The 20,476-nt window shown below is 71.9% G+C and carries 15 protein-coding genes; 3 read left to right on the forward strand and 12 right to left on the reverse strand.

Annotation, left to right across the window (positions count from 1 at the left end):
- Window positions 1-175: 175 nt before the first annotated feature.
- Window positions 176-787 carry an ECF RNA polymerase sigma factor SigK gene (gene sigK, locus ACFT32_RS26345; RefSeq protein ID WP_382493816.1) on the forward strand — a complete coding sequence of 204 codons (612 nt, stop codon included), beginning with the start codon at window positions 176-178 and terminating at the stop codon, window positions 785-787.
- Window positions 784-1,527 (forward strand): anti-sigma factor domain-containing protein, encoded by a 744-nt coding sequence (locus ACFT32_RS26350; protein ID WP_382493819.1) that lies wholly within the window; start codon window positions 784-786, stop codon window positions 1,525-1,527. The genes sigK and ACFT32_RS26350 overlap by 4 nt, the downstream gene beginning before the upstream one ends.
- A gap of 3 nt (window positions 1,528-1,530) precedes the next feature.
- Here ACFT32_RS26350 and ACFT32_RS26355 read toward each other — a convergent pair whose 3' ends face one another.
- The 10 genes from ACFT32_RS26355 to ACFT32_RS26400 all read right to left on the reverse strand — a co-directional run bounded on the left by ACFT32_RS26355 (window position 1,531) and on the right by ACFT32_RS26400 (window position 15,441).
- Window positions 1,531-2,262 carry a 4'-phosphopantetheinyl transferase family protein gene (locus tag ACFT32_RS26355; protein WP_382493822.1) on the reverse strand — a complete coding sequence of 244 codons (732 nt, stop codon included), beginning with the start codon at window positions 2,260-2,262 and terminating at the stop codon, window positions 1,531-1,533.
- Between the two features lie 20 nt (window positions 2,263-2,282).
- On the reverse strand, window positions 2,283-3,266 hold the full coding sequence (gene sbnA / locus ACFT32_RS26360; RefSeq protein WP_382493825.1) for a 2,3-diaminopropionate biosynthesis protein SbnA: 984 nt from the start codon (window positions 3,264-3,266) through the stop codon (window positions 2,283-2,285).
- A 44-nt stretch (window positions 3,267-3,310) separates the two neighbouring features.
- Window positions 3,311-4,384, reverse strand: a complete 1,074-nt coding sequence (gene sbnB / locus ACFT32_RS26365) for a 2,3-diaminopropionate biosynthesis protein SbnB (protein WP_382493828.1) — start codon at window positions 4,382-4,384, stop codon at window positions 3,311-3,313.
- A complete protein-coding gene (locus tag ACFT32_RS26370; RefSeq protein WP_382493831.1) occupies window positions 4,381-5,367 on the reverse strand; it encodes a TauD/TfdA family dioxygenase in 987 nt (328 codons plus the stop codon). The genes sbnB and ACFT32_RS26370 overlap by 4 nt, the downstream gene beginning before the upstream one ends.
- Before the next feature lie 7 nt (window positions 5,368-5,374).
- On the reverse strand, window positions 5,375-7,837 hold the full coding sequence (locus ACFT32_RS26375; RefSeq protein WP_382493834.1) for an amino acid adenylation domain-containing protein: 2,463 nt from the start codon (window positions 7,835-7,837) through the stop codon (window positions 5,375-5,377).
- Window positions 7,837-10,383: a Pls/PosA family non-ribosomal peptide synthetase gene (locus ACFT32_RS26380; protein ID WP_382493837.1), complete on the reverse strand. Its 2,547-nt coding sequence runs from the start codon at window positions 10,381-10,383 to the stop codon at window positions 7,837-7,839. Before ACFT32_RS26380 ends, ACFT32_RS26375 begins: the two co-directional genes overlap by 1 nt.
- A 137-nt stretch (window positions 10,384-10,520) precedes the next feature.
- Window positions 10,521-11,669 (reverse strand): serine hydrolase domain-containing protein, encoded by a 1,149-nt coding sequence (locus ACFT32_RS26385; RefSeq protein ID WP_382493840.1) that lies wholly within the window; start codon window positions 11,667-11,669, stop codon window positions 10,521-10,523.
- A 63-nt stretch (window positions 11,670-11,732) separates the two neighbouring features.
- Window positions 11,733-12,899, reverse strand: a complete 1,167-nt coding sequence (locus tag ACFT32_RS26390; RefSeq protein ID WP_382493843.1) for a serine hydrolase domain-containing protein — start codon at window positions 12,897-12,899, stop codon at window positions 11,733-11,735.
- Between the two features lie 94 nt (window positions 12,900-12,993).
- Window positions 12,994-14,751 (reverse strand): TIGR03767 family metallophosphoesterase, encoded by a 1,758-nt coding sequence (locus ACFT32_RS26395; RefSeq protein WP_382493846.1) that lies wholly within the window; start codon window positions 14,749-14,751, stop codon window positions 12,994-12,996.
- Window positions 14,752-14,982: 231 nt separating this feature from the next.
- Window positions 14,983-15,441, reverse strand: coding sequence for an NUDIX hydrolase (locus tag ACFT32_RS26400; protein WP_382493849.1), 459 nt, complete (start codon window positions 15,439-15,441; stop codon window positions 14,983-14,985).
- A gap of 218 nt (window positions 15,442-15,659) precedes the next feature.
- On the opposite strand from ACFT32_RS26400, the gene ACFT32_RS26405 reads away from it, so the two are divergent.
- Entirely contained in the window at window positions 15,660-18,953 is a 3,294-nt protein-coding gene (locus ACFT32_RS26405; protein ID WP_382493852.1) for a S8 family serine peptidase, read from the forward strand.
- A 63-nt stretch (window positions 18,954-19,016) separates the two neighbouring features.
- Here the strand turns inward: ACFT32_RS26405 and ACFT32_RS26410 are convergent, their stop codons facing one another.
- Both ACFT32_RS26410 and ACFT32_RS26415 read right to left on the reverse strand, forming a co-directional pair.
- The gene (locus ACFT32_RS26410) at window positions 19,017-19,868 is read right to left on the reverse strand and encodes a hypothetical protein (RefSeq protein WP_382493854.1); all 852 of its coding nucleotides are present in this window, start codon (window positions 19,866-19,868) and stop codon (window positions 19,017-19,019) included.
- Window position 19,869: 1 nt separating this feature from the next.
- Window positions 19,870-20,418 (reverse strand): sigma-70 family RNA polymerase sigma factor, encoded by a 549-nt coding sequence (locus tag ACFT32_RS26415; protein ID WP_382494652.1) that lies wholly within the window; start codon window positions 20,416-20,418, stop codon window positions 19,870-19,872.
- Between the last annotated feature and the right edge of the window lie 58 nt (window positions 20,419-20,476).

A 20,476-nucleotide genomic window follows, 5' to 3' on the forward strand; every position in this document is an offset into this window, starting at 1 on the left:
TCTCCCGGGCCGGCGGCTACGAACCACCAGTGGGGGGAGACGCACCGCCTCGCCGCGCGTGAGTCCGGCCGGCCGTCTGCTGCGGCAGACAGGTGAATCTGTCAGACGGACGGCTTTGGACCGGATGCGCTCCGCGGAGAACAGGGCCAGTGTCGAGCTGAGCCGAGGAGGCGCGATGGACCGAGGAGCCGGAGCTCAGAGGGAAGGTGACACGAACGGGGGGCGAGCAGGGGCCGCAGACGACCCCGCGCTGAACCGGCTGCTCATCCGCGCCGCCGACGGTGACGAAGAGGCCTTCGCCGCACTGTACGACGCCTTGGCGCACACGGTGCTGGGACTGACCTGCCGCGTGGTCAAGGACAAGGCCCAGGCGGAGGAGGTGACCCAGGACGTGATGGTGGAGGTGTGGCGGACCGCCGACCGGTTCCGGCCCGCGCGCGGAGCCGCCCGGAACTGGGTGCTCACCCTCGCGCACCGCCGCGCGGTGGACCGGGTCCGGTCCGTCGCCGCGGGCCGCGCCCGCGAACTGCGCGCCGCGGTCCGGGAGCAGGAGCGGTCCTTCGACACCGTCGCCGAGGAGGTCGAGACACGGGAGGAGCAGCGGGTGGTCTTCCGCTGCCTGACCCAGCTGGCCCGCGAGCTGCGGCTGCCCCTGGTGCTGGCCTACTACGAGGGGTTGACGTACGCGGAGGTCGCCGAGGCGCTCTCGATGCCGGCCGGCACCGTCAAGTCGCGGATGCGTCAGGGGCTGCGGCGCCTGCACGACTGCATGGAGGCCGGCTCGTGAACCTCACCGGCGACCCCCACCTCGATGTCGGCGCGTATGTGCTGCACGCGCTGCCGGCCGACGAGGAAGCCGCCTTCGAGGAGCACCTGGCCGGTTGCGCCCCCTGCCGCGCGGAGGTCGATCAGCTGTCCGGGGCAGCCGTCGGGATGGGGGCGGCCGAGACGAACACGCCCTCGGCGGATCTGCGCCGCCGGGTGCTGGAGCGGATCGCGGCCGTACCTCAGGACCGGTCCGTCGCGGCGGAGTCCCGGCGCCGGCGCCGTCGGCAACGGGGTCTCCGGCTGGCGCTGGCGGCGTCCCTGGCCGCGGCCGCGGCTCTCGGCGGCATCGCCTGGTGGCAGAGTTCCGAGGCCGACAACGCGCGTGAGGAGTCCGCCGAGGAGCGCTCCGAGTACCGGCGACTCGCCGACGTCCTGACCGCCCCCGACGCCACGATCAGCGCCAAGGACCTCGTGCACGGCGGGACCGCGAGCGTGGTCGCCTCCCGGGCGGAGAACCGGTCCGCGGTGTTCGCGTCGGGGCTGCCGCCGCTCACCGACGACCGGGTCTACCAGCTCTGGTACGCCGAATCGGGGCAGCTCCGGCCCGCCGGGCTGCTGTCCACCGCGAGTGGGGGTCACGCGGAGGTCCTGGAAGGGCGCCTCGGCGGGGCCACCGCCGTCTGTCTCACGGTGGAACCGGCCGGCGGCTCCCGGCAGCCCACCACCGACCCGGTCGGCGTCATCTCCGTCCCCGCCTGACGGTCACCGCTCGGCCACCGCGACGGCGGCCGCGTGGCCCGGGCCCACCGCCACGTCGTCGACCGTCCAGCCCGGCATCCGGCGGGGCCCGCGCGCGGAGGCGCCGAGGTGGTCGGCGCCGAGGTCACGTCCGAGTCCGGTGCCGAGCCCCTTCAGATACGCCTCCTTGCGTGTCCACACCCGGGCGAAGGCGGCCGGGCGGCCCGGCGGCGGACACGCGGCGAGCTCGGCGGCCTCCCGGGGGTGCAGCGTCGCCGTGAGGGAGGCGACGACGTCCGGGTCGGGCAGCCCCTCGATGTCCGCGCCGACCGCCGTGTCCGCGAAGGCGAGAAGGCAGAGCCCGTCGGTGCGGGAGACGGAGAAGCTCAGGGGCACTCCGGGCACGTCGGGACGGCCGTGCGGGCCCTGGCAGACCGGGCAGGGTCGCCGTACGAACGTCACGTCCGACGGCTCGACCCCCAAGTAGGCGCCGAGGAGCAGCCGCAGACACACATGGGCGACCCGGTAGCCGTCCCGGTCCGCCGCCCGGTGCAGTGCCGCGGCCCGTGCCCGTTCCGCGCTGTCCAGCAGCGTGCCGGCGAGCGGGGCCACGGCGCCTCGGAGGTCCTCCACCCGGGCCAGCCACACCCGGGGCCGGCCGGGGCGGGGCGGCTCCGGAGGCCGGGCCCAGGCGGCGGACGTCAGCCGCTCGGGACGCAGGGCCGGTCTCGCGGGTCTCGCGGGGAGGAGGCACATGGCACGGCCGCCGTGGCGGGTCAGTCGGAGGGCGCTCGCACCGCGCGGGGGTCCGGGATGGAATCGCTCCCGTACAAGGCCTGCACCCAGTTGCTCTGGTAGATCGTGTCGAGATAGCGCTCACCGAGGTCCGGGGCGATCGCGACGGGCGTGAGGCCCGGTGTTCCGTGCCGGGCGAGCCAGTTCGTCGCCCCGCTGACGACCGTGCCGGTCGAGCCGCCGAACAGGAAGCCCTGCCGCGCCATGCTCCGGCAGGTGCGGATGGCATCGGCCTCCTCGACGCGCACCGCCTCGTCGACGTAGCTCTCGTCGAGCAGCGGGGGCCGGACGCTCATGCCGAGGCCGGGGATCATCCGCCGTCCGGGCGGGTCGCCGAAGATGGCGGAGCCGACGCTGTCCACCGCGACGATCCGCACCGGCCGGTGCCAGGAGCGGAACCAGCGGGCGCAGCCCATCAGGGTGCCGGTGGTGCCGACGCCGATGAACAGGACGTCCAGGAGCGGGAACCAGCGGGCGATGGCCGGGGCCGTCCGGAAGTAGTGCGCCTTCCAGTTGTCGGGGTTGGTGTACTGACTCAGCCACACATAGCGGTCGTCGGCGGCGCACAGAGCGCGCACATGCGCCAGCCGCGCGCCCAGCAGTCCGCCCGTGGCGCGCTCGTCGGAGACGACGTGGACCTGGCTGCCCAGGGCCTCCATCATCAGCCGGGTGGCGAGGTTGCACCGGGAGTCCGTCACACAGACGAAGCGGTAGCCCTTGCTCGCGGCGATCATGCTCAGCGCCACGCCGAGGTTGCCGGAGGAGGACTCGACCAGGATCGAGTCCGGCCTGAGGGTTCCGCCGCGCTCGGCGGACTCCACCATCTCGGTCGCGGCCTTCATCTTGATGGAACCGGCGAAGTTGAAGCCCTCGCACTTGAGGAAGAGCCGGTGTCCCGTCATCGGCTCGAGGTCGACGTACAGGTCCTCCTCGTTGAAGGCGTGGGGTACGGATATGACAGGCACGATGTTCTCCTCGTACAGGACCGGACGGTGGACGGGTTACGCCCTCAGCCGTACCGGCTCAGTTCGTGAAAGAAGTTCTCGATGACCCGCAGTTCGCCGGAGCGGGCCACTTCGTCGTAGACGTAGCCGCCGACCGCGAGGTCCAGCACGCCCAGGCCGAACGGTGAGAAGACCACCGGCCGGCCGGCCGGGACCGTCACCCGGCCGGCCATCACGTCGTCGAGCGTGCCGAGCAGGAAGTCGCGGTTGCCGGTGAGGCGTTCGGTGAGGTGCGGTGAGGTGGCGGCCCGCAGGCAGTGGTCGATGTCGTCGACGATGTTGGCGGCGCCGAGCAGCACCTCGGGTGCGAGGTCGCGCAGCGACACATGCAGCACCACCGGGTTGTGCCGGAACCACGACGGCTCGGTGATGTGCGGCCGGTCGGCGACCGTGGCGAAGACGATCAGGTCGCTGAGGCGGATCAGTTCCTCGGCGCTGTCGTGCACGGTGACGCGTCCGACGGCCCCGGACTGCTCCAGGTAGGTGCGGAAGCCGGCGGCGCTGTCGGCGGACAGGTCGTGCACGCCGATGGCGTCGAAGGACCAGCCGGTGCCCTCCAGGTAGGTGTGGATGTAACGGGCGATCAGACCCGCCCCGACGAACCCCAGCCGGGCCGGGCGGCGCCGTCCCCTGCTGAGCCGGTCGGCGGCCGAGGCGGCGGACGCGGCGGTTCTGGCGGCGCTGATGATCGAGCTCTCCATGCAGGCGAAGGGGTAGCCCGTGACGGGGTCGTTGAGGATGAGGACGGCGGACGCCCGGGGGATGCCCGAGGCGACGTTGGCCGGGAAGCTGGAGATCCATTTCAGGCCGTCCGCCCGGCCCTCGCCGCCGAGGGAGGCGGGCAGGGCGATGATCCGTGCCGTCGGCCGGTCGGGGAAGCGCAGGAAGGAGGACGGCGGGTTGACCGTACGGCCGGTGCCGTGCAGACGGTACGTGGCCTCGACGACCTCCACCACGGTCTTCTCCCGGCCCTGGAGCACCTCCTTGACCTGGCTCCCGGGGATGACGGCGAAGGACGGCACGACCGGGGTGTCCATGTCCGCCATGGCGGTCTGCGGGACGGTGTGCAGGGTGGTCATGCCGCTTCCCTCCCCGACTGCGGTCCTGGGAGGCCGGGACGCACGGGGTCGGCCATCGCCACCACGACGTCCCGCGGGCCCCGGTAGGCCTCCCGGCTGTGCGCGGTGCGGATGTTGTCCACGAGCATCAGGTCCCCGCGCTGCCAGGAACGGCGCACGGTGTGGGCCTCATAGGTCTTGTTGATCTGCTCGACGACGTCCGGGGGCACCGGATCGCCGTTGCCGTAACGGGTGTTGAAGGGCAGGCCGTCGGGGCCGTACTCGTCGATCAGGAACTCCCTGACCTCGGGTGCCATCGTCCACTCGTTCAGGAACGCGATCTGGTTGAACCAGCAGCTCCGGCCGGAGACCGGGTGCCGTACGACGGCGGGCCGGTGCTGCCAGGTCCGCAGCGAACCGTCCGGCTGCCAGGCCCAGTCGATCGCGTGGGCACGGCAGTAGGCCTCGACCTCGCCGCGGTCGTCGGTGCCGAAGGACTGGCCGAGCGTCGCGCCGATCCCCTCGTTGTAGGCCCGGGTGAGCAGCCAGCCCTCCCGGTCGAAGCGCTCGACGAGGTCGGCCGGCAGCGCCCGCAGCACGGCGGTCGCGTCCGCCACCGCGGTGGCACCGCCTTCGACGGGCGGCTCCAGGCACGCGAACAGCATCAGGCCGGGACACTCCAGGGCGTAACTGAGTTCATGGTGCATGCACATGGGCTGGGTGGGCGGCCAGGCCGACGACGAGTAGACGCCGTCCGCGTGGCGCTCGCGGGCGGCGAAGGCCTCGCGTTCGGCCACGGGGCGCTCGGCCACCCGGCGGAGGACCGACTCGACGTCGGCCGGGGTGCGCAGGCCGAGGCCCCGGACGGTGACCGCCCCGTGCTCGGCGACGAGTTCGCGCAGCGTGCCCCGGGCATCCTGAATGTCCTCCGCGTCGAGTACCGGAAGGCTCCCAGGGGCCTCTGTCGTGGTGGCCCTGTTCTTGCGGAAGAGTGCCGACAGCATGTCGATCTCACCTCTCGCCTCTCGTACGGGTGTCGATCAGCCGGGCCAGGTCGGCCAGTACGGGGCGGCCGGCGAGGTCGCGCGGGGAGATCACCCGGTCCAGCGAGACCGCGAGCCGTACCGCCGACAGGGACGTGCCGCCCAGATCGAAGAAGTTGTCGTCCCGGCGGATCCGTCCGGGCGGCAGGCCGAGTTCGGCCTCCCATCGCGCCGCGAGCCGCCGTTCGGCCGGTGTCCGCGGGGCGCCGCCGGAGTCCCGGGCCGGACCGAGGTCCTCGGCGAGCGCCGTGAGCGCCTTGCGGTCGGTCTTGCCGTTGGCGGTGAGCGGCAGGCGGTCCAGCCGGTGGAAGGACGCCGGGACCATGTACGCGGGGAGCAGGTCCGCGAGCCGCTCGCGCAGGTCCTCGGCGGTCACCGCGCCCTCGCCCGCGCAGAAGGCGGCCAGTTGGCGGCCGTGCCCCTCCGCGCCGGTCACCACGACCGCGCAGTCCGTGACGCCGGGCACCCGCAGCAGCGTGTTCTCGACCTCGCCGATCTCGACCCGGAACCCCCGGATCTTGACCTGCGCGTCCCGGCGGCCGAGGAACTCCAGTTTCCCGTCGGGCCGCCAGCGGCCGAAGTCGCCTCCCCGGTACAGCCGTTCGCCCGGGCGGTGGGGGTCGGCCCGGTAGGCGAGCCGGGTGCGTTCGGCGTCGTTGACGTAGCCGCGTCCGACGCACACCCCGGAGAAGACGATGGCGCCGGGCGCGCCGAGCGGCACCGGAAGCAGGTTCTCGTCGACGACGTACTGACGCACGTTGGCGATGGGCCGCCCGATCGGGATCCGGTCGCCGGCGGGCGCCCGGTCCATCACCTCGTGGTGGGTGTCGTCGGACGTCTCGGTCAGCCCGTAGGCGTTGACCAGGCGTACGGCGGGCCCGGTGGTGAACCACCGGTGGACCAGCTCCCCGCGCAGCGCCTCGCCGGTGACGGACACGCAGCGCAGGTCCGGCAGGTCCCGGGGGACGCGTTCCAGCGCGGACAGGACGACGTCGAGGTAGGACGGCACCACTTGCAGGACGTTGACGCGTCCTTCGGCGATCCGGTCCAGGAACCGGTCCGCGTCGAGGACGGCGTCCTGCTCGACCAGCAGGGTCCGCCCGCCTGTCAGCAGCCCGGCGAGCAACTGCCACAGCGAGATGTCGAAGCACTGCGAGGCCGTCTGCGCCACCACGGTGCCCTCGCCGATGCCCAGATCGTCGATCTTGGCGTACAGATGGTTGAGCAGGCCGGCGTGCTCGCACAGCGCGCCCTTCGGCTCTCCGGTGGAGCCGGAGGTGAAGAAGACGTACGCGAGCCGGTCCGCCGGTATGTCCAGGCCGGGGTCCGTTCCGTCGGCGGCCCGTTCGGTGAGGTCCGGGACGAGCAGCCGCCGGGTTCCGGGCAGCGTCGCGAGCGCCCGGTCCAGCCGGGTGGTGCTGCCCGGTGCGGTGAGGACGTACGCGCAGTCGGCGCGGGTGAGCATCGCGTTGATGCGGCCTGGCGGGTGATGCGGGTCGACGGGCAGGTACACGCCGCCGGCCTTGAGGACGCCGAGCACGCCGGCCGCCCAGTGCAGGTCGCGCTCGGTCACCACGGCGACCGTGTCCTCGGGGCCGAGCCCTTCGGCCAGCAGGGCCCGGGCCACCCGGTTGGCCCGGGTGTTGAGGTCCGCGTACGTCCGGCCGCGGCCCTGGTGCACCACGGCGACGGCGTCCGGATGCCGGCGCACCCGCTCCTCGAACAGTTCGTGGAACCGGCGGTCCGGCAGCGCACGGCGCGGTCCCGCCGCCAGCCCGTCGAGCTGGAACCGGAGTTCGTCCGCGGACAGCAGACTGCCCCGGTCGTGGCGGGCGTCGGGGTCGGCGGCGATCGCCTCCAGCGCGGCGCGGTGGTACCCCCCGATCCGGGCGGCACAGTCCGCGTCCAGCAGGTCCGTCCGGTGCCGCAGACGCAGCGCGAGCCGGCCGCGCTCCTCACCCGCCGAGATGCCGAGCAGCACCCCGCCGTCCAGTCGGACGTCGGCCTCGTGCCCGGCGAACACCGCCTCGGGGCCGCCGGAGAGGGACGGCGAGCCGGTCCCGGGCGACAGCGCCGCCGCCTCGGCCCGCCGGGCGTCCAGCACCAGCCGGCGCCAGGTGCCGGGCCCGACCGTCAGCTCGAAGGGCAGGGGCGCGGTCCGGCCCGGGGCCAGCAGGCCGCTGCGCACATCGGGGTCGCCGGAGAGCAGGGCGAGCACCTTCGCGTGGGCCGCGAGGAGGATCGCGGTGAGCGGCACGCCGAGTTCACGGGCCCTCGACCGCAGGGCCGCCGTCACCTCGCCGGGGACACGGCTGATGTGCTCCCCGATTCCGGGCATCGGATCCTTCGCCCACCGGGGCACGGCCGTGAAGCCGCTTTCGGCGCCGCTGTCGCTTGCGGGGACGCGGGCCTCGGCCGCTGTCGCTGCCATCACCGCGCACCTCCCCTGTCCCTTTCGCCGAGGTCCGGGCGGGCCGGGTTTCCCGCCCAGCGGGTGTGTTCGGGAACCGTCTCGCCCTTCATGAGGAAGCAGTCCGCCGCCAGCACGGCGCCGTCCCCGACCGTCACGCCGTAGTGCACGAACGCTCCGACGCCGAGGGTGCAGCCGGCGCCGAGCGCGCTGCGGTCCGACTTGAACGTGCCGTCCTCCTGCGAGTGGCACTGCAGGACACTGCCCGCGTTGAGCGTGCAGTCGTCCCCGATGGCGGCCATGGGGCGCTCCGTCACAGCACAGCCGTCGTCGAAGACCCGCGCCCCGATCCGGACGCCGAGCAGGCGCCATACGACGCTCTTGAACGGCGTGCCGTCGAGGATGTGCAGATAGGTCTCGGAGGGGACCTTCCAGTACCGCTCACGACGCCAGAAGCGGCGGTCGTAGATCGAGCAGAACAGCGGCTCCGGCGGGCGCACGGCCGTGACGGCACGTTCGAGGAGGACGAAGTACAGCAGGGTGAACGGCAGCACCACGGCGTTGGCGAGTGCCAGGACCGCCGTGCCCCACACCGGGTACCGGCTCGCGGCGAGCGCGAAGAGCAGGACGACGCAGAAGAAGAACAGCCATGTCGTGAGCAGGTGCCATGCCATGGTGACGGCGTTGTGCCGGTTCTTGGCCGCGAGGCGGCGGCCGAGTCCGTTCCCGTCCTTGAGTTCGTCGAAGGTGCTGTCCCGCGCCACCGACCGCGGGATCTCGAAGCAGGGCGAGCCGAGAAGTCCCACATCGTGCCGGAGCGGCCCGCTGACGGGGACCGCCACCTTGGTACCGAGCAGGCAGTTGTCGCCGGTCCGGCCGCCGACCGGGTAGGCGATGCGGTTCCCGAGGAAGTTGTGCGCCCCGATCGCGGTCTGCGACAGCCGGAAGGAGGTGCTCGAGTACTGGGCGTTCATCAGGGACAGCCCGTCCGCGACCATGGTCCCGGTGCCGATCCTGCTCAGGAAGGGGCTCTCGTGCTTGACCCCGGTTCCGAAGTTCGAGCCGGTCTGCTCCACCGGGGAGAGCCGATAGCCGATCCATCGCAGGTAGTGCACGATGCAGCTGCTGTCGCCGAACAGACGGGTCAGGGACTTCCTGTTGGTCATCAGGACGATCGTCCGGTGCACGGTGTGGCGGAAGCCGAAGAGCGGGTACGTCCGGCCGGGCGGGACGAACCTGCCCAGCAGCCGGGGGACGGTGGCCAGGACCACCAGAGCGGCGAGCACCCCGCCGAAGAAGAGGACGACCGTGACGACCAGCAGGTCGACGTAGAGCACCGTCGCCCCGTCCTTCAGCACGGCGGATCCCTCCAGCATCCGGGAGAGCAGCACGTCCAGGCAGCCCACCGCGAGCGGCAGATACACCAGCAGCGCCGTGAGCAGCATCAGAGAGCCGTGCACGGCTCGCCGTACGGTGCCGCACCGGGCGGGTTCCACCTCCGGGAAGGCTCCGTCCGCCGGCTGGGCCGGAGAGCCGTGCCAGTGCTCGCCGTCGGGGACCGTCTGGCCCGTCTGCAGGGAGGACGCGTGCCCGAGCCGGGATCCGTCGCCCAGCCGGGTCCCGATGTCCAGCAGCGTCACCTCACTGACGACCGCCCCCCGGCCCAGGGTGACCGGGCCTGTCTCGATCACACCGTCGACCGCGTGGTAGCCGCTGAGCAGCGCGTCCTTGCGGACGAGCGCGCCGTCACCGACGGTCAGCAGATCGGTGCAGACGGGGGCGCTGCGCGACAGGATCGTCACCCCCTTGCCGATCCGCGCGCCCAGTGCCCTCAGGAAGAGCGGGTAGAGCGGCGATCCCACGAACAGGACCAGCGGGCTCGACCGGATCAGCGTCTTGACCAGCCAGAACCGGAAGTAGGCGAGGCTCCAGACGCGGAACCGCCGTGGTGTGAACCGGCCGATCAGCACCCATTTGGCGATCACGGGCAGGGCGCACAGCACCACGAACAGCGCTGCGCCGAAGACGACGCTGCGCAGATAGGCGTCGAGCAGGTGCGTTTGCGCGGAGATCCATTCATAGCCTCGGGCGGTGACGGCCGCGAGGAGGAAGGCATAGCCGAGGAAGGCCAGGAGCTGGAGTGCCCCGCAGAGGACGCGGTGCGGGCGGCCGGTGGGCGGCGCCGGTGCCGGGACGGGTACCGGCGCCCTGGGCAGTCCCGATGGGCTGGGCGCCTCGGATCCGGGTCGTGGCGGCGGGGTGCTGTCGACCAGTGCGGCCGCAAGGCCGCCGACGGTCGGATGCCGGTAGACATCGCGCATCGACACCGCCGGCAGGTCCGGCCGGTTCCTCACCCGCGCGCAGAAGTGCGCCATCACCAGGGAGTCGGCACCGAGATCCTCGAAGAAGTCGCTGTCGACACGCACCTCGTCCAGGTGCGCGACCTCCGCCAGCAGCGCGGCGAACCGCTCCGCGGCAGCGGAAGTCGCTGGATCCGGCGGCGCCGCGCAGGGCCGGGCTTCCTCCACGAGGCCCTTGACCGCCTCCTGGAGCTGCTGTCCCGTCATGGGGACCCCCTCGACTGCCGACTGTCGCGTGCTCTGCCTCACCAGGGGTTCGTAGCCAGGCAGCCGAGGTATGGAAGGTCCGGCATACTTCTCGAAACGTGAGCGGGTGTCTCACCAAATGGAAGGGCGGCGCCGCTCTACTTGCCGCAGAACTCCGCCTCGATGATCCCGGCGGTGCTCCCCGACCAGTCCCCGTTGAGGTTGACGGCCAGGGAGTGCCGGCCGTCCTCGGTGGCCACCACGTCCGACCTGGAGCCGGTGATGCCGCCGTCGTGGCCCCAGACATGGACGCCGCAGCTCAGCTTGCGGTCGACGAGCCCCAGACCGTAGCGGCTGGTGTCGCGGCTGGAGGGGACCGTGGTCTTCATCTTCTTCAGCTGCTCGGGCGGGAGCAGCCTGCCCCGGAGCAGCGCCGAGTAGAAACGGTTCAGGTCGGCCGAGCTGGAGACCATCTGGCCTGAGCCGTAGGCCAGGCGCGGGTTCAGCTCCGTGACGTCGTACGTCGGGCCCGTGGCCGTCCTGGCCAGCTTGGAGTAGGCGCGGCTGCCGGGCCGGGGCAGGGTGACCCGGGAGGGGACCGACGTGGAGGCCAGCTTCAGCGGGGCGATGATCCGGCGGTCGATCTCGTCGCCGTAGTCGTCGCTGCCCGTGGCCTTCTCGATCACCCGTGCGGCCAGGATGTAGTTGGTGTTGGAGTACGTGAACGACGTGCCCGGCGTGAAGTACGGCTTGTTCGCCATGGCGATGGCGAGCAGTTCCTCGGGGGACGCCTGGTCGAAGCGGTGCTTCAGGAATCCGTCCGCCGTCATGTACGTCTCCTGGAACCCGGGATCGCGCAGGTAGTCGAAGATGCCGCTGGTGTGGTTCAGCAGTTGACGCAGGGTGATCTGCCGGCCGTCGTGGCCGTTGCCCCGGACCAGGCCCGGCAGCCACTTCTCCACCGTGTCGTCGAGCGAGAGCTTGCCCTCCGCCTCCAGTTGCAGGACGACGGTCGCGACGAACGTCTTCGAGATGCTGGCGACGCGGTAGTGGTCCCGCGTCGAACGCGGCTTGCCCGTCTCGAGGTTGCCGACACCGGCCGTGGCGGCCCAGGTGCCGTGCCCCTGCCGCACGGTCACGGTCACGCCCGGGACGCCCTCGGCGACCACGGCCCGCACGGCCTGCCGGGTCACGTCATGCCCGTCGGGCGCCTTGCCGGGAGCGGCCGCGAGCGCCGGAGCGGCCAGGGCCGCCGTCAGCGCCACGGCCGTCGCCGCCGTCAGAGTCGTACGTATGCGTCTGTTCATGTCCCCGTTTCCCCTTGTGATGTCGCGTTGTCATGTGGCGTCGTCATGCCAGGCCCGACCGGCTCAGCGGTCGCCGCAGTACTCCGCCTCGACGACGGCCTTGGTCTCCCCCGCCCAGTCCCCGTTGAAGTTGACGGCCAGCGAGTGGCGGCCGTCGTCGGTGGTGACGGCCATGGTGGAGGAGCCGTGGATGTCGCCGCCGTGTCCCCAGACCGTCGTGCCGCAGGTCAGCTCGTACGAGCGCAGGCCGAGGCCGTAGCCCTCCTTCTCCTTCGTGGTGGGGACCGTGGTCTTCATCTCCTTCAACTGCCGCGGCCCGAGCACTTCGCCGCGCAGGAGCGCCGAGATGAAGGTGTTCAGGTCGGCGGAGTCGGAGATGATCTCGCCCGAGTAGGCGAAGGAGGGCCGGAACTCCGTGACGTCGTAGGTCGGGCCGGTCGTCGTGCGCGCCAGCTTGCCGTAGGCGCGGCTGCTGGGCCGGGGGACGGTGATCCGGTTGCGCGGGACGGACGTGGCCGTCAGGTTCAGCGGTTCGATGATGCGCTGCTCGACCGCGTCGCCGTACGGGTGTCCCGTGATCTTCTCGATCACCATCGCGGCCAGGATGTAGTTGGTGTTGGAGTACTTCCACGTCGTGCCCGGCTTAAAGTCCCGCTGGTTGGCCAGGGCCATCGCGACCAGTTCCCGTGGTGTCTTCCTGTCGAACCGGTGCCGGAAGAAGCCTTCCTTGAGCATGTAGGTCCGCTGGAATGTCTTGTCGGCCAGCAGGTCGTAGACGCCGCTGGTGAGGTTCAGCAACTGACGGATCGTGATGCCCCTGCCGTCGTGGTCGCCTCCGCGCACCACACCCGGCAGCCACTTCTCCACCGTGTCGTCGAGCGAGAGTTCCCCCTCCGCCTCGAGTTGCAGGAGGACGGTGGCGATGAACGTCTTGCTCGCGCTGCCGATGCGGTAGTGGTCCCCGGTCGAACGCGGCTCGCCTGTCCTCAGGTCGCCCACACCGGCGGTGGTCGCCCAGGTGCCGCCCCGCCTCTCCCGTACCGTCACGGTCACCCCGGGTACGCCCTCGGCGACCGCGGCCCGTATCGCCTGCCGGGTCGCGTCGTGGCCGCCGGGCGCCTTGCCCGGAGGGGCCGCGAGCGCCGGGGCCGCGAGCGCCGGGGCGGCCAGGGCCGCCGTCAGCGCCACGGCCGTCGCCGCCGTCAGGGCCGTACGTAAGTGTCTCCTCATGTCCCCGTCTCCCCCTGGCACGTCGAGCTGTGTCAGGGGTTGGGACCGCGGCCCCGCGGCCCGGGTTGAGCGGGTCCGGACGGTTGAGCGGGAATCAGCCCTTCTTCAGCACCAGCTCGGTGTTGCGGTCCTCCGGGTCGCCGCCGAGATTCGGGTTCGCGCCGGGGGCGTTGAGGGACAGCTCGCGGTAGAGGGCCGCCAGGCCGGTCTGGGAGAGGTCGGAGAAGTCGGTGCGGTGCGGGGCCGAGGACTCCACCAGCGTGGTGAACAGCGAGATCGTGCCGTCCTTGTTGTCGGTCAGCTCGATGACCCGGGCCAGCTGGGGGAAGTCGACGTGGGAGGCGGTGGAGATCTCCCAGAAGGTGCCGCCGCCGGACATCGAGTGCGGGGTGATGACGTTCTTGTGGATGTGTCCGTTCACCCAGGCCAGCACGTTGCGGTGGCCGCCGAGGAGGGCGAGGACCTCCTGGCCGCTGTGCCGGCGCTCGCCCGGCCGGGACGGGTCGTTGCGGAGGTTCGTCATCGTCTTGCTGGTGTGGTGGCTGAAGATCACCGCGTGGGAGTCCTTGTTCTCCCGCAGGGTCTTCTCGAGCCACTTCATCTGGGCCGTGCCGAGGGAGCCCTCGTAGTGGCCGCCCGCGTCGGTGGTGTCCAGGCTGATGCCGATGACGTCGTCGGAGACGCGGAAGGCGTAGTACTGGGTGCCCGTGTCCAGGTTGGAAGAGGAGTAGCCGTGGCCGGCCGGTCCGACACCGCGGTGGGCCGGGTTCAGGTGCGCCTGGAGGTACTCGGCGGTGGTGAAGGGGGCGCGGCTCTCGTCCGGGGTGACCGAGCGCATGGAGCGGGCGTGGGACTTGAGGAAGTCGTGGTAGCGGACGCCCTGGGGGTCCCGGGCCTTCTTGATCTGCGCCTGCAACTGCTGTGCCTCGGCCGCGGACACGTTCATCAGCTTCTTGCCGCCGACGGCGAGTTCGGTGAGGTAGGGGTCGCCGTGCGAGGCGTAGCAGCCCATCGGCAGGGAGTCGTGGTTGCCGACCGTGGAGTACCAGGGCAGGTTGAGGCCGGGGCTGCGGACCTCCCGGACGGCGGCCTTCAGGAAGCCGTCGAGCTGCGGGAAGCCGACCTGCTTGTCGCTGTCGCGGACCGCGGCGTCGGGCTGCCAGTACTGCTTGAGGCCGCTGTTCTGGACGCCCTCGTACTGGCGCGGGTCCCCGGTGTTGGGCGTGATGCGCCCACCGCTCATGATCTTCAGGAACCAGTCCAGCTCGGACTTGGCGTTGTTGTCCGTGTTGTCGCCGGTGGTCATGGCGAAGTGCAGCGGGGCGCCGGTGACGGGAGCGCCGCGGAGCGCGTTGATCCGCTCCACCAGCGCGATGGCGCCCTGCACGGTCAGCGCCTCGTGCGGCCGCCAGGCGTGGATGTCGGCCGAGCGGAGGTACTCCAGGCGCAGCGGGTGCTGGGCGTCGATGATGTGCAGGTCGGTGAGCTGCACGAACGCCGCGAGCGCGGTACGGCGGCCGGCGCGGCCGGACTTGGGCGCGGCCAGGTCGGAGCGGACGACCCGCTGCCAGCCGGCTCCGTCGCCCAGGCGCCGGTAACCGGAGCCGCCGCGCGGGGTGGCGACGGAAGCGAGGGTGGTGCCCTTGGTGTAGGGGGCCAGCGGCGCGGCCGGTGCCTGGCGCGAGGAGGCCGCTACGGCCTCGGTCGTCTCCTTGGCCGTGGCGGCCTGGCTGTCGCTGGGCCGCAGGGCGTAGCCGACACCAGCGGAGAGGGCGACCGCGCCGCCGGCGGCGAGGACGGAACGACGGTGGATGCCCTGGCCGGATCCTGCGACTGAGCGTGTGCGCGACATGCGCTTCTCTCCCCGAGTACGAACGCGTCGGCAGTGGTCGCGGGGCGTTCGTCATTCGAACACCCCGCTCACACTGGATCGTTGGCACTGGGAATGACCTGTACGTAAACGCGACGGCAACGGGCAGCGCCGATCACCGTACGTGGATCTTGGCCTACCCTGCGCGTCGACGACCGCTCCGGGAACGGCCCGGAGTCGGTCACTCGGCGTTCATCTTCCGGGGTACTGCACCTATTCCGGGGCCCCGTTGAGCCGTCCGCCGGGCGGCCGCTCCCGCCACAGCCGCAGGGCCGTGTCGACCAGCCCGATGCGGACCAGGCCGGACACCGCGTCCAGGTCCTGCCAGGCGGCGAGGTCGGTGGAGCCGCCCACCTCGTTGCGCAGTTCGCCGCCGGTGATGCGGCCCTCGTAGACGAACCGGACGCCGTGATGGTCGACGGGGCGTCCGAAGCCGTCGCGGAAGACGCGGTGGGAGGAGTCCACGCCGAGCAGCCCGGTCACTTCTATCCGGTACCCGGTCTCCTCCTCCACCTCCCGTCGCACGGTGTCGTAGGGATCCTCGCCGTGCTCCATGCCGCCGCCCGGCACGACCCACTCGGGGGTGCCGTCCTGGGCGGGTGAGCGGGCGAGCAGGATCTGTCCGTCACGGACACATACGGCGTAGGCCGCCACCCTCAACTTCTCTCGCACTCCGGGACGTTAACCGATTTCACCGCCTTCAGGACTCATGCCCGCAAAACGCATCGCGGGTTTTCCCCATACATCCATCTCGTTTCGGTCAACAGTCCCCAAAGAGCGTGCCCTTACGCAAAGCTGTGCGATCGTCCGGCCTCGCGTTCGGACCGTTGCGACCAGGGCCGATCGGTACTGGTCGTTCCCGCTCGTTCCTTTACCAACAAGGGATGCCGATGACCCTCACCCCCCAGCGAGACCCGATATCGGGCCCGAGACGTGTGGCGCGGATAGCCGTGGCCGCCGGTCTCGTCGCCGCGCTCTCCGCGGCCGGGCCGATCCCCCTGGCCTTCGCCGCCGACGGCCCGGGCGCCTCCGCCCCCGCCGACCCGGACGTCAAGTCCGCGCCCGACAAGCTCGGTTCGGACGACGCGGACCTCCTCGCGGAGGCCAAGGCCGACGGCGACAAGACCGTCACGATGATGATCGCCACCGCGCCCGGGAAGACCGAGCAGGTCGCCGGGCAGCTGGACGCGGTCGAGGGCGGCACGGTGGGCCGGGCCGACGACAAGCTGGGCTATGTCCGCGCCACCCTCCCGACGTCCCGGGCGGACTCGGCCATCGCCGCCGCCGCCAAGCTCTCCTCCGTGCACGGCATCGACCTGCGCGAGGAGATCCCGCTGGACGACCCGACGCCGAGCGCGGACGCCGCCAAGGGCGCCGAGGCCGCGAAGGGCACCTACCCGGCGCCCGGCAGGAAGACCCCGGCCGAGAACCCGTACAACCCGTCCTTCGAGACGGGCGCGGTCGACTTCGTCGAGGACAACCCGAAGTCGGACGGCCGCGGCATCACCATCGGCATCCTGGACTCCGGCGTGGACCTCGGCCACCCGGCGCTGCAGAAGACCACCACCGGCGAGCGGAAGATCGTCGACTGGGTGACCGCGACGGACCCGGTCGTCGACAACGACCGCACCTGGCGCCCGATGACCACCTCCGTGTCCGGGCCCACCTTCACCTACGGCGGCAAGACCTGGACCGCCCCGGCGGGCTCCTACAAGGTCAGCACCTTCCTGGAGTCGTACACCACCGGCGGCGACGCGGCGGGCGACGCCAACCGGGACGGCGACACCACCGACGCCTGGGGCGTGCTGTACGACGCGGCGTCCGGCACGGTCCGCGTCGACCTGAACAACAACAACGACTTCGGTGACGACACCGCGATGAAGCCGTACAAGGACGGCTTCCAGACCGGGTACTTCGGCACCGACGACCCGGCCACCGACATCGCCGAGCGGCAGCCGTTCGTCGTCGAGATCCGCAAGGACGTCGTCACCGCGTCGGGCACGAAGGCCGACTTCGTCAACATCGGCGTCATCGAGTCCGAGCACGGCACGCACGTCGCCGGCATCACCGCCGCGAACGGCCTGTTCGGCGGCAAGATGGACGGCGCGGCTCCGGGCGCCAAGCTGGTCTCCTCGCGCGCCTGCACCTGGTCCGGCGGCTGCACCAACGTCGCGCTCACCGAGGGCATGATCGACCTCGTCACCAAGCGCGGCGTCGACATCGTCAACATGTCCATCGGCGGCCTGCCGGCGCTGAACGACGGCAACAACGCGCGCGCCGAGCTGTACACGCGCCTGATCGACGAGTACGGCGTCCAGCTGGTGATCTCCGCGGGCAACTCCGGCCCCGGCACCAACACCATCGGCGACCCGGCCCTGGCCGAGAAGGTCATCTCGGTCGGCGCGTCCGTCTCCAAGGAGACCTGGGCCGCCAACTACGGCTCGGTCGTGGAGAAGAAGTACGCGCTGATGCCGTTCTCCTCGCGCGGCCCGCGTGAGGACGGCGGCTTCACCCCGACCCTGGTCGCCCCGGGTGCCGCGATCAACACCATCCAGACCTGGATGCCGGGCGCCCCGGTCGCCGAGTCGGGCTACACCCTGCCGGCCGGCTACGGCATGCTCCAGGGCACCTCGATGGCCTCCCCGCAGGCCGCCGGCGCCGCCGCGCTGCTGCTGTCGGCCGCGAAGCAGAAGAAGATCGACCTCACGCCGGCGACCCTGCGCACGGCCCTCACCTCGACCGCCGACCACATCAAGGGTGTGCAGGCGTACGAGGAGGGCGCGGGCCTCATGAACATCGAGGACGCCTGGGACTCGATCCGCGACGACGCCACCTCGCACGCGTACACGGTCAAGGCCCCGGTCGACACCGCGATCGACCAGTTCCTGAAGACCCCGGGCTTCGGCACGGGCCTCTACGACCGTGAGGGCGGCCTGAAGGCCGGTCAGAAGAAGACCTACGAGGTCACCGTCACCCGTACGTCCGGCGCCGACAAGGCGATCCGGCACGAGCTGCACTTCGAGAACAACGCGGGCGGCACCTTCCGCATCGTCGGCTCCGACGAGGTGAAGCTGCCGCTGAACCAGCCGGTGACCGTCAAGGTCCAGGCCGCGCCGAAGTCCGCCGGTATCAAGAGCGCGATCCTCGAGGTCGACGACCCGAAGACCGAGGGCATCGACAGGCAGGTCCTGAGCACGGTCGTCGTCTCGGCCCCGCTGAAGTACACCTTCTCCGCCTCCGACTCGGTGCAGCGCAACAGCTCGCGGCACTACTACGTCACCGTGCCCGAGGGCGCGAAGACGCTCGAGGTCGCGATGAGCGGGCTGAAGGACAAGAGCCAGACCCGGTTCATCTCCATCCACCCCTACGGCGTCCCGTCCGACCCGACGTCGACGGTCAACTGCTACCCGAACTACGCCAACCCGGCCAACACCTGCCGCCCCGACCTGCGTTCGTACGCGAACCCGCAGCCGGGCGTGTGGGAGATCGAGGTCGAGTCGCGCCGTACGTCGCCGCTGCTCGACAACCCGTACAAGCTGGACGTCGCCGTGCTCGGCGCGGCCTTCGACCCGGAGACCGTGACCGTGCCCGAGGCGAAGGTCGGCACCCCGGCCGCCGCCTCCTGGAAGGTGACGAACGGATTCGCCGCGCTCGAGGGCAAGCTGGTGGGCGGCCCGCTCGGCTCGGCGAAGACGACCCGTCCGTCGATCAAGCAGGGCGAGACGCAGACCACGACGGTCGAGGTGCCCGCGGGCGCGAAGTCCCTGGACGTCGCCATCGGCGGTGTCTCGGACACGGCCGCTGACCTGGACCTCGTGGTCTACAACGCCGCCGGCACGCAGGTCGGCAGCTCCGCCGACGGCGACTCGGAGGAGTCGGTCTCCGTGCCGTCGCCGGCCGCCGGGAAGTACACCGTCGAGGTCGTCGGCTACTCGGTGCCGGCCGGCACCACCGCCTACGACTACCAGGACGTGTTCTTCTCCCCGTCCCTCGGCAGCGTCGGCGTCGACGGCTCGGCGCCGGTGAAGCTCGGCACGGGCGCGTCGGCCACGGTCTCGGGCAGCGTCACCGCCGCGGCGGCCGCTCCCGAGGGGCGTGAGTTCTTCGGGCAGGTCCAGCTGGTCAACGCGCGCGGCACGGTCGCGGGCCTGGGCAGTGTGAAGATCGAGAAGGTCGTGCCGTAACTCCGGCCGACAGTCTCTGTGGGGCGGGCGTCCGTACGGGCGCCCGCCCTTCTTCATGCGCCGCTACGGGCAGGGGATCGTGCGCGACTCGGGCAGAGCGGCGGTGATCCAGGCCCGTTCGCGGGCGATCTCCTTCTCCCCGACGCTCCACAGGTCCGGCTCGGCCTGCCCGCGTGTGATCCCGACGAGGACGTGGTCGCCCGTCCGCAGCCGGGGGGCGACGTCCTCCGCCATCGGGAAGACGACCCGCTCCTCGCTCTCGGCGGGCTTGTAGGAGCGCTCCACGTCGAGGGTGACGCGGTCCTGTCCGGTGCCGGGGACCGGTTCGACCTCGGCGACGGTGCCCTCGACGACGAGCCGGGCACAGGCGAGATAGCCGGCGTGGCCGAGCTTGGCGTCACCGCCGCCGTCCTGCGGCCTCGCCGCGGAATCGGCGGCCGAGCTTCCCGCCGAGTCGTCCCCGGCACCGGCACCGCCCTGCACGACGAGCCAGCCCATGCCCACGACGACGGCGGCCGCCGCGGCGGCGGCGAGCCCGCGCAGGGCCATGGACAGGGGCCGGGGACGGTTGCGCCGCGGCGCGGCCCCCCGCGACCTCACGGGCAGCACCGTCACGGACGGATCGGCGGCCGTCCCCGGCCCGGCGGCATGCTCGGCCCTCGGGCCGTCGCCGTGCGCCAGCGTGTCCCCCATCAGGGTGAGCTGCTCCCGCAGCAGGGCGACATCGGCCACGGCCGCTCGGTGGGCCGCCAGGTAACCGGCGTCCTGCCGGGCGCCCTCCGGCACGGGGTCGCCGACGATCGCCGCCATCAGCGCGTCCATGCCGTCGTACTCGCCGCCGCCGCAACCGACACTGCTGTCACTGCTGTCACGCCGGGCGGCATCGTTCTCGTTGTTCTCGTTCCGGGCGGTCACGTCACACCACCTCGTCCTCGTGCAGGCGGGCGCGCAGGGCCCGTACCGCCGTGTGCAGCCTGCTCTTGACCGTGCCCTCCGGGACGCCGAGCTGCTCGGCGATGGACCGCACCGGCAGATCGGCGTAGAAGCGCAGGACGACGACCTGGCGCTGGGCGTCGGGCAGCTCGTCCAGGCCCTGCGCGACGGCGACCGACAGCACGCTGCTGTCCTCGCCGGAGGGATGCGCCGGCTGGCGCAGGGCGGCCAGCCGCTCCCCGAGCCGCTCCTGGCGGCGCTTGGCCCGGTGCCAGTCCATGGCCAGGTTGGAGGCGACGACCGCCGCCCACGCCGAGACGTCCCGCGGCGCATCCCGCCCGCTGGCGGCCCGCTCCAGCAACCGCAGGCGGACCTGCTGCACCCCGTCCGGCAGGTCCGCCTGCGGCACCCCGCCCAGCGCGAGCACCGCCCGCACCCGGCGCTCCTGCGCCGCGTCCAGCGGATCGGCCTCGCTCCGCGGATCACCGCCGGCGTGCGTCTCCCGGCCGCGCCGGGCCCTTCCGCGCAGCAGCACATCCACCCCCCTCGCCGTGTTTCTCCTACGACGCCGGCCCGGCCCGGAACGTTCG

The organism is Streptomyces sp. NPDC057002, from assembly GCF_042673825.1.
Taxonomy (GTDB): Bacteria; Actinomycetota; Actinomycetes; order Streptomycetales; family Streptomycetaceae; genus Streptomyces.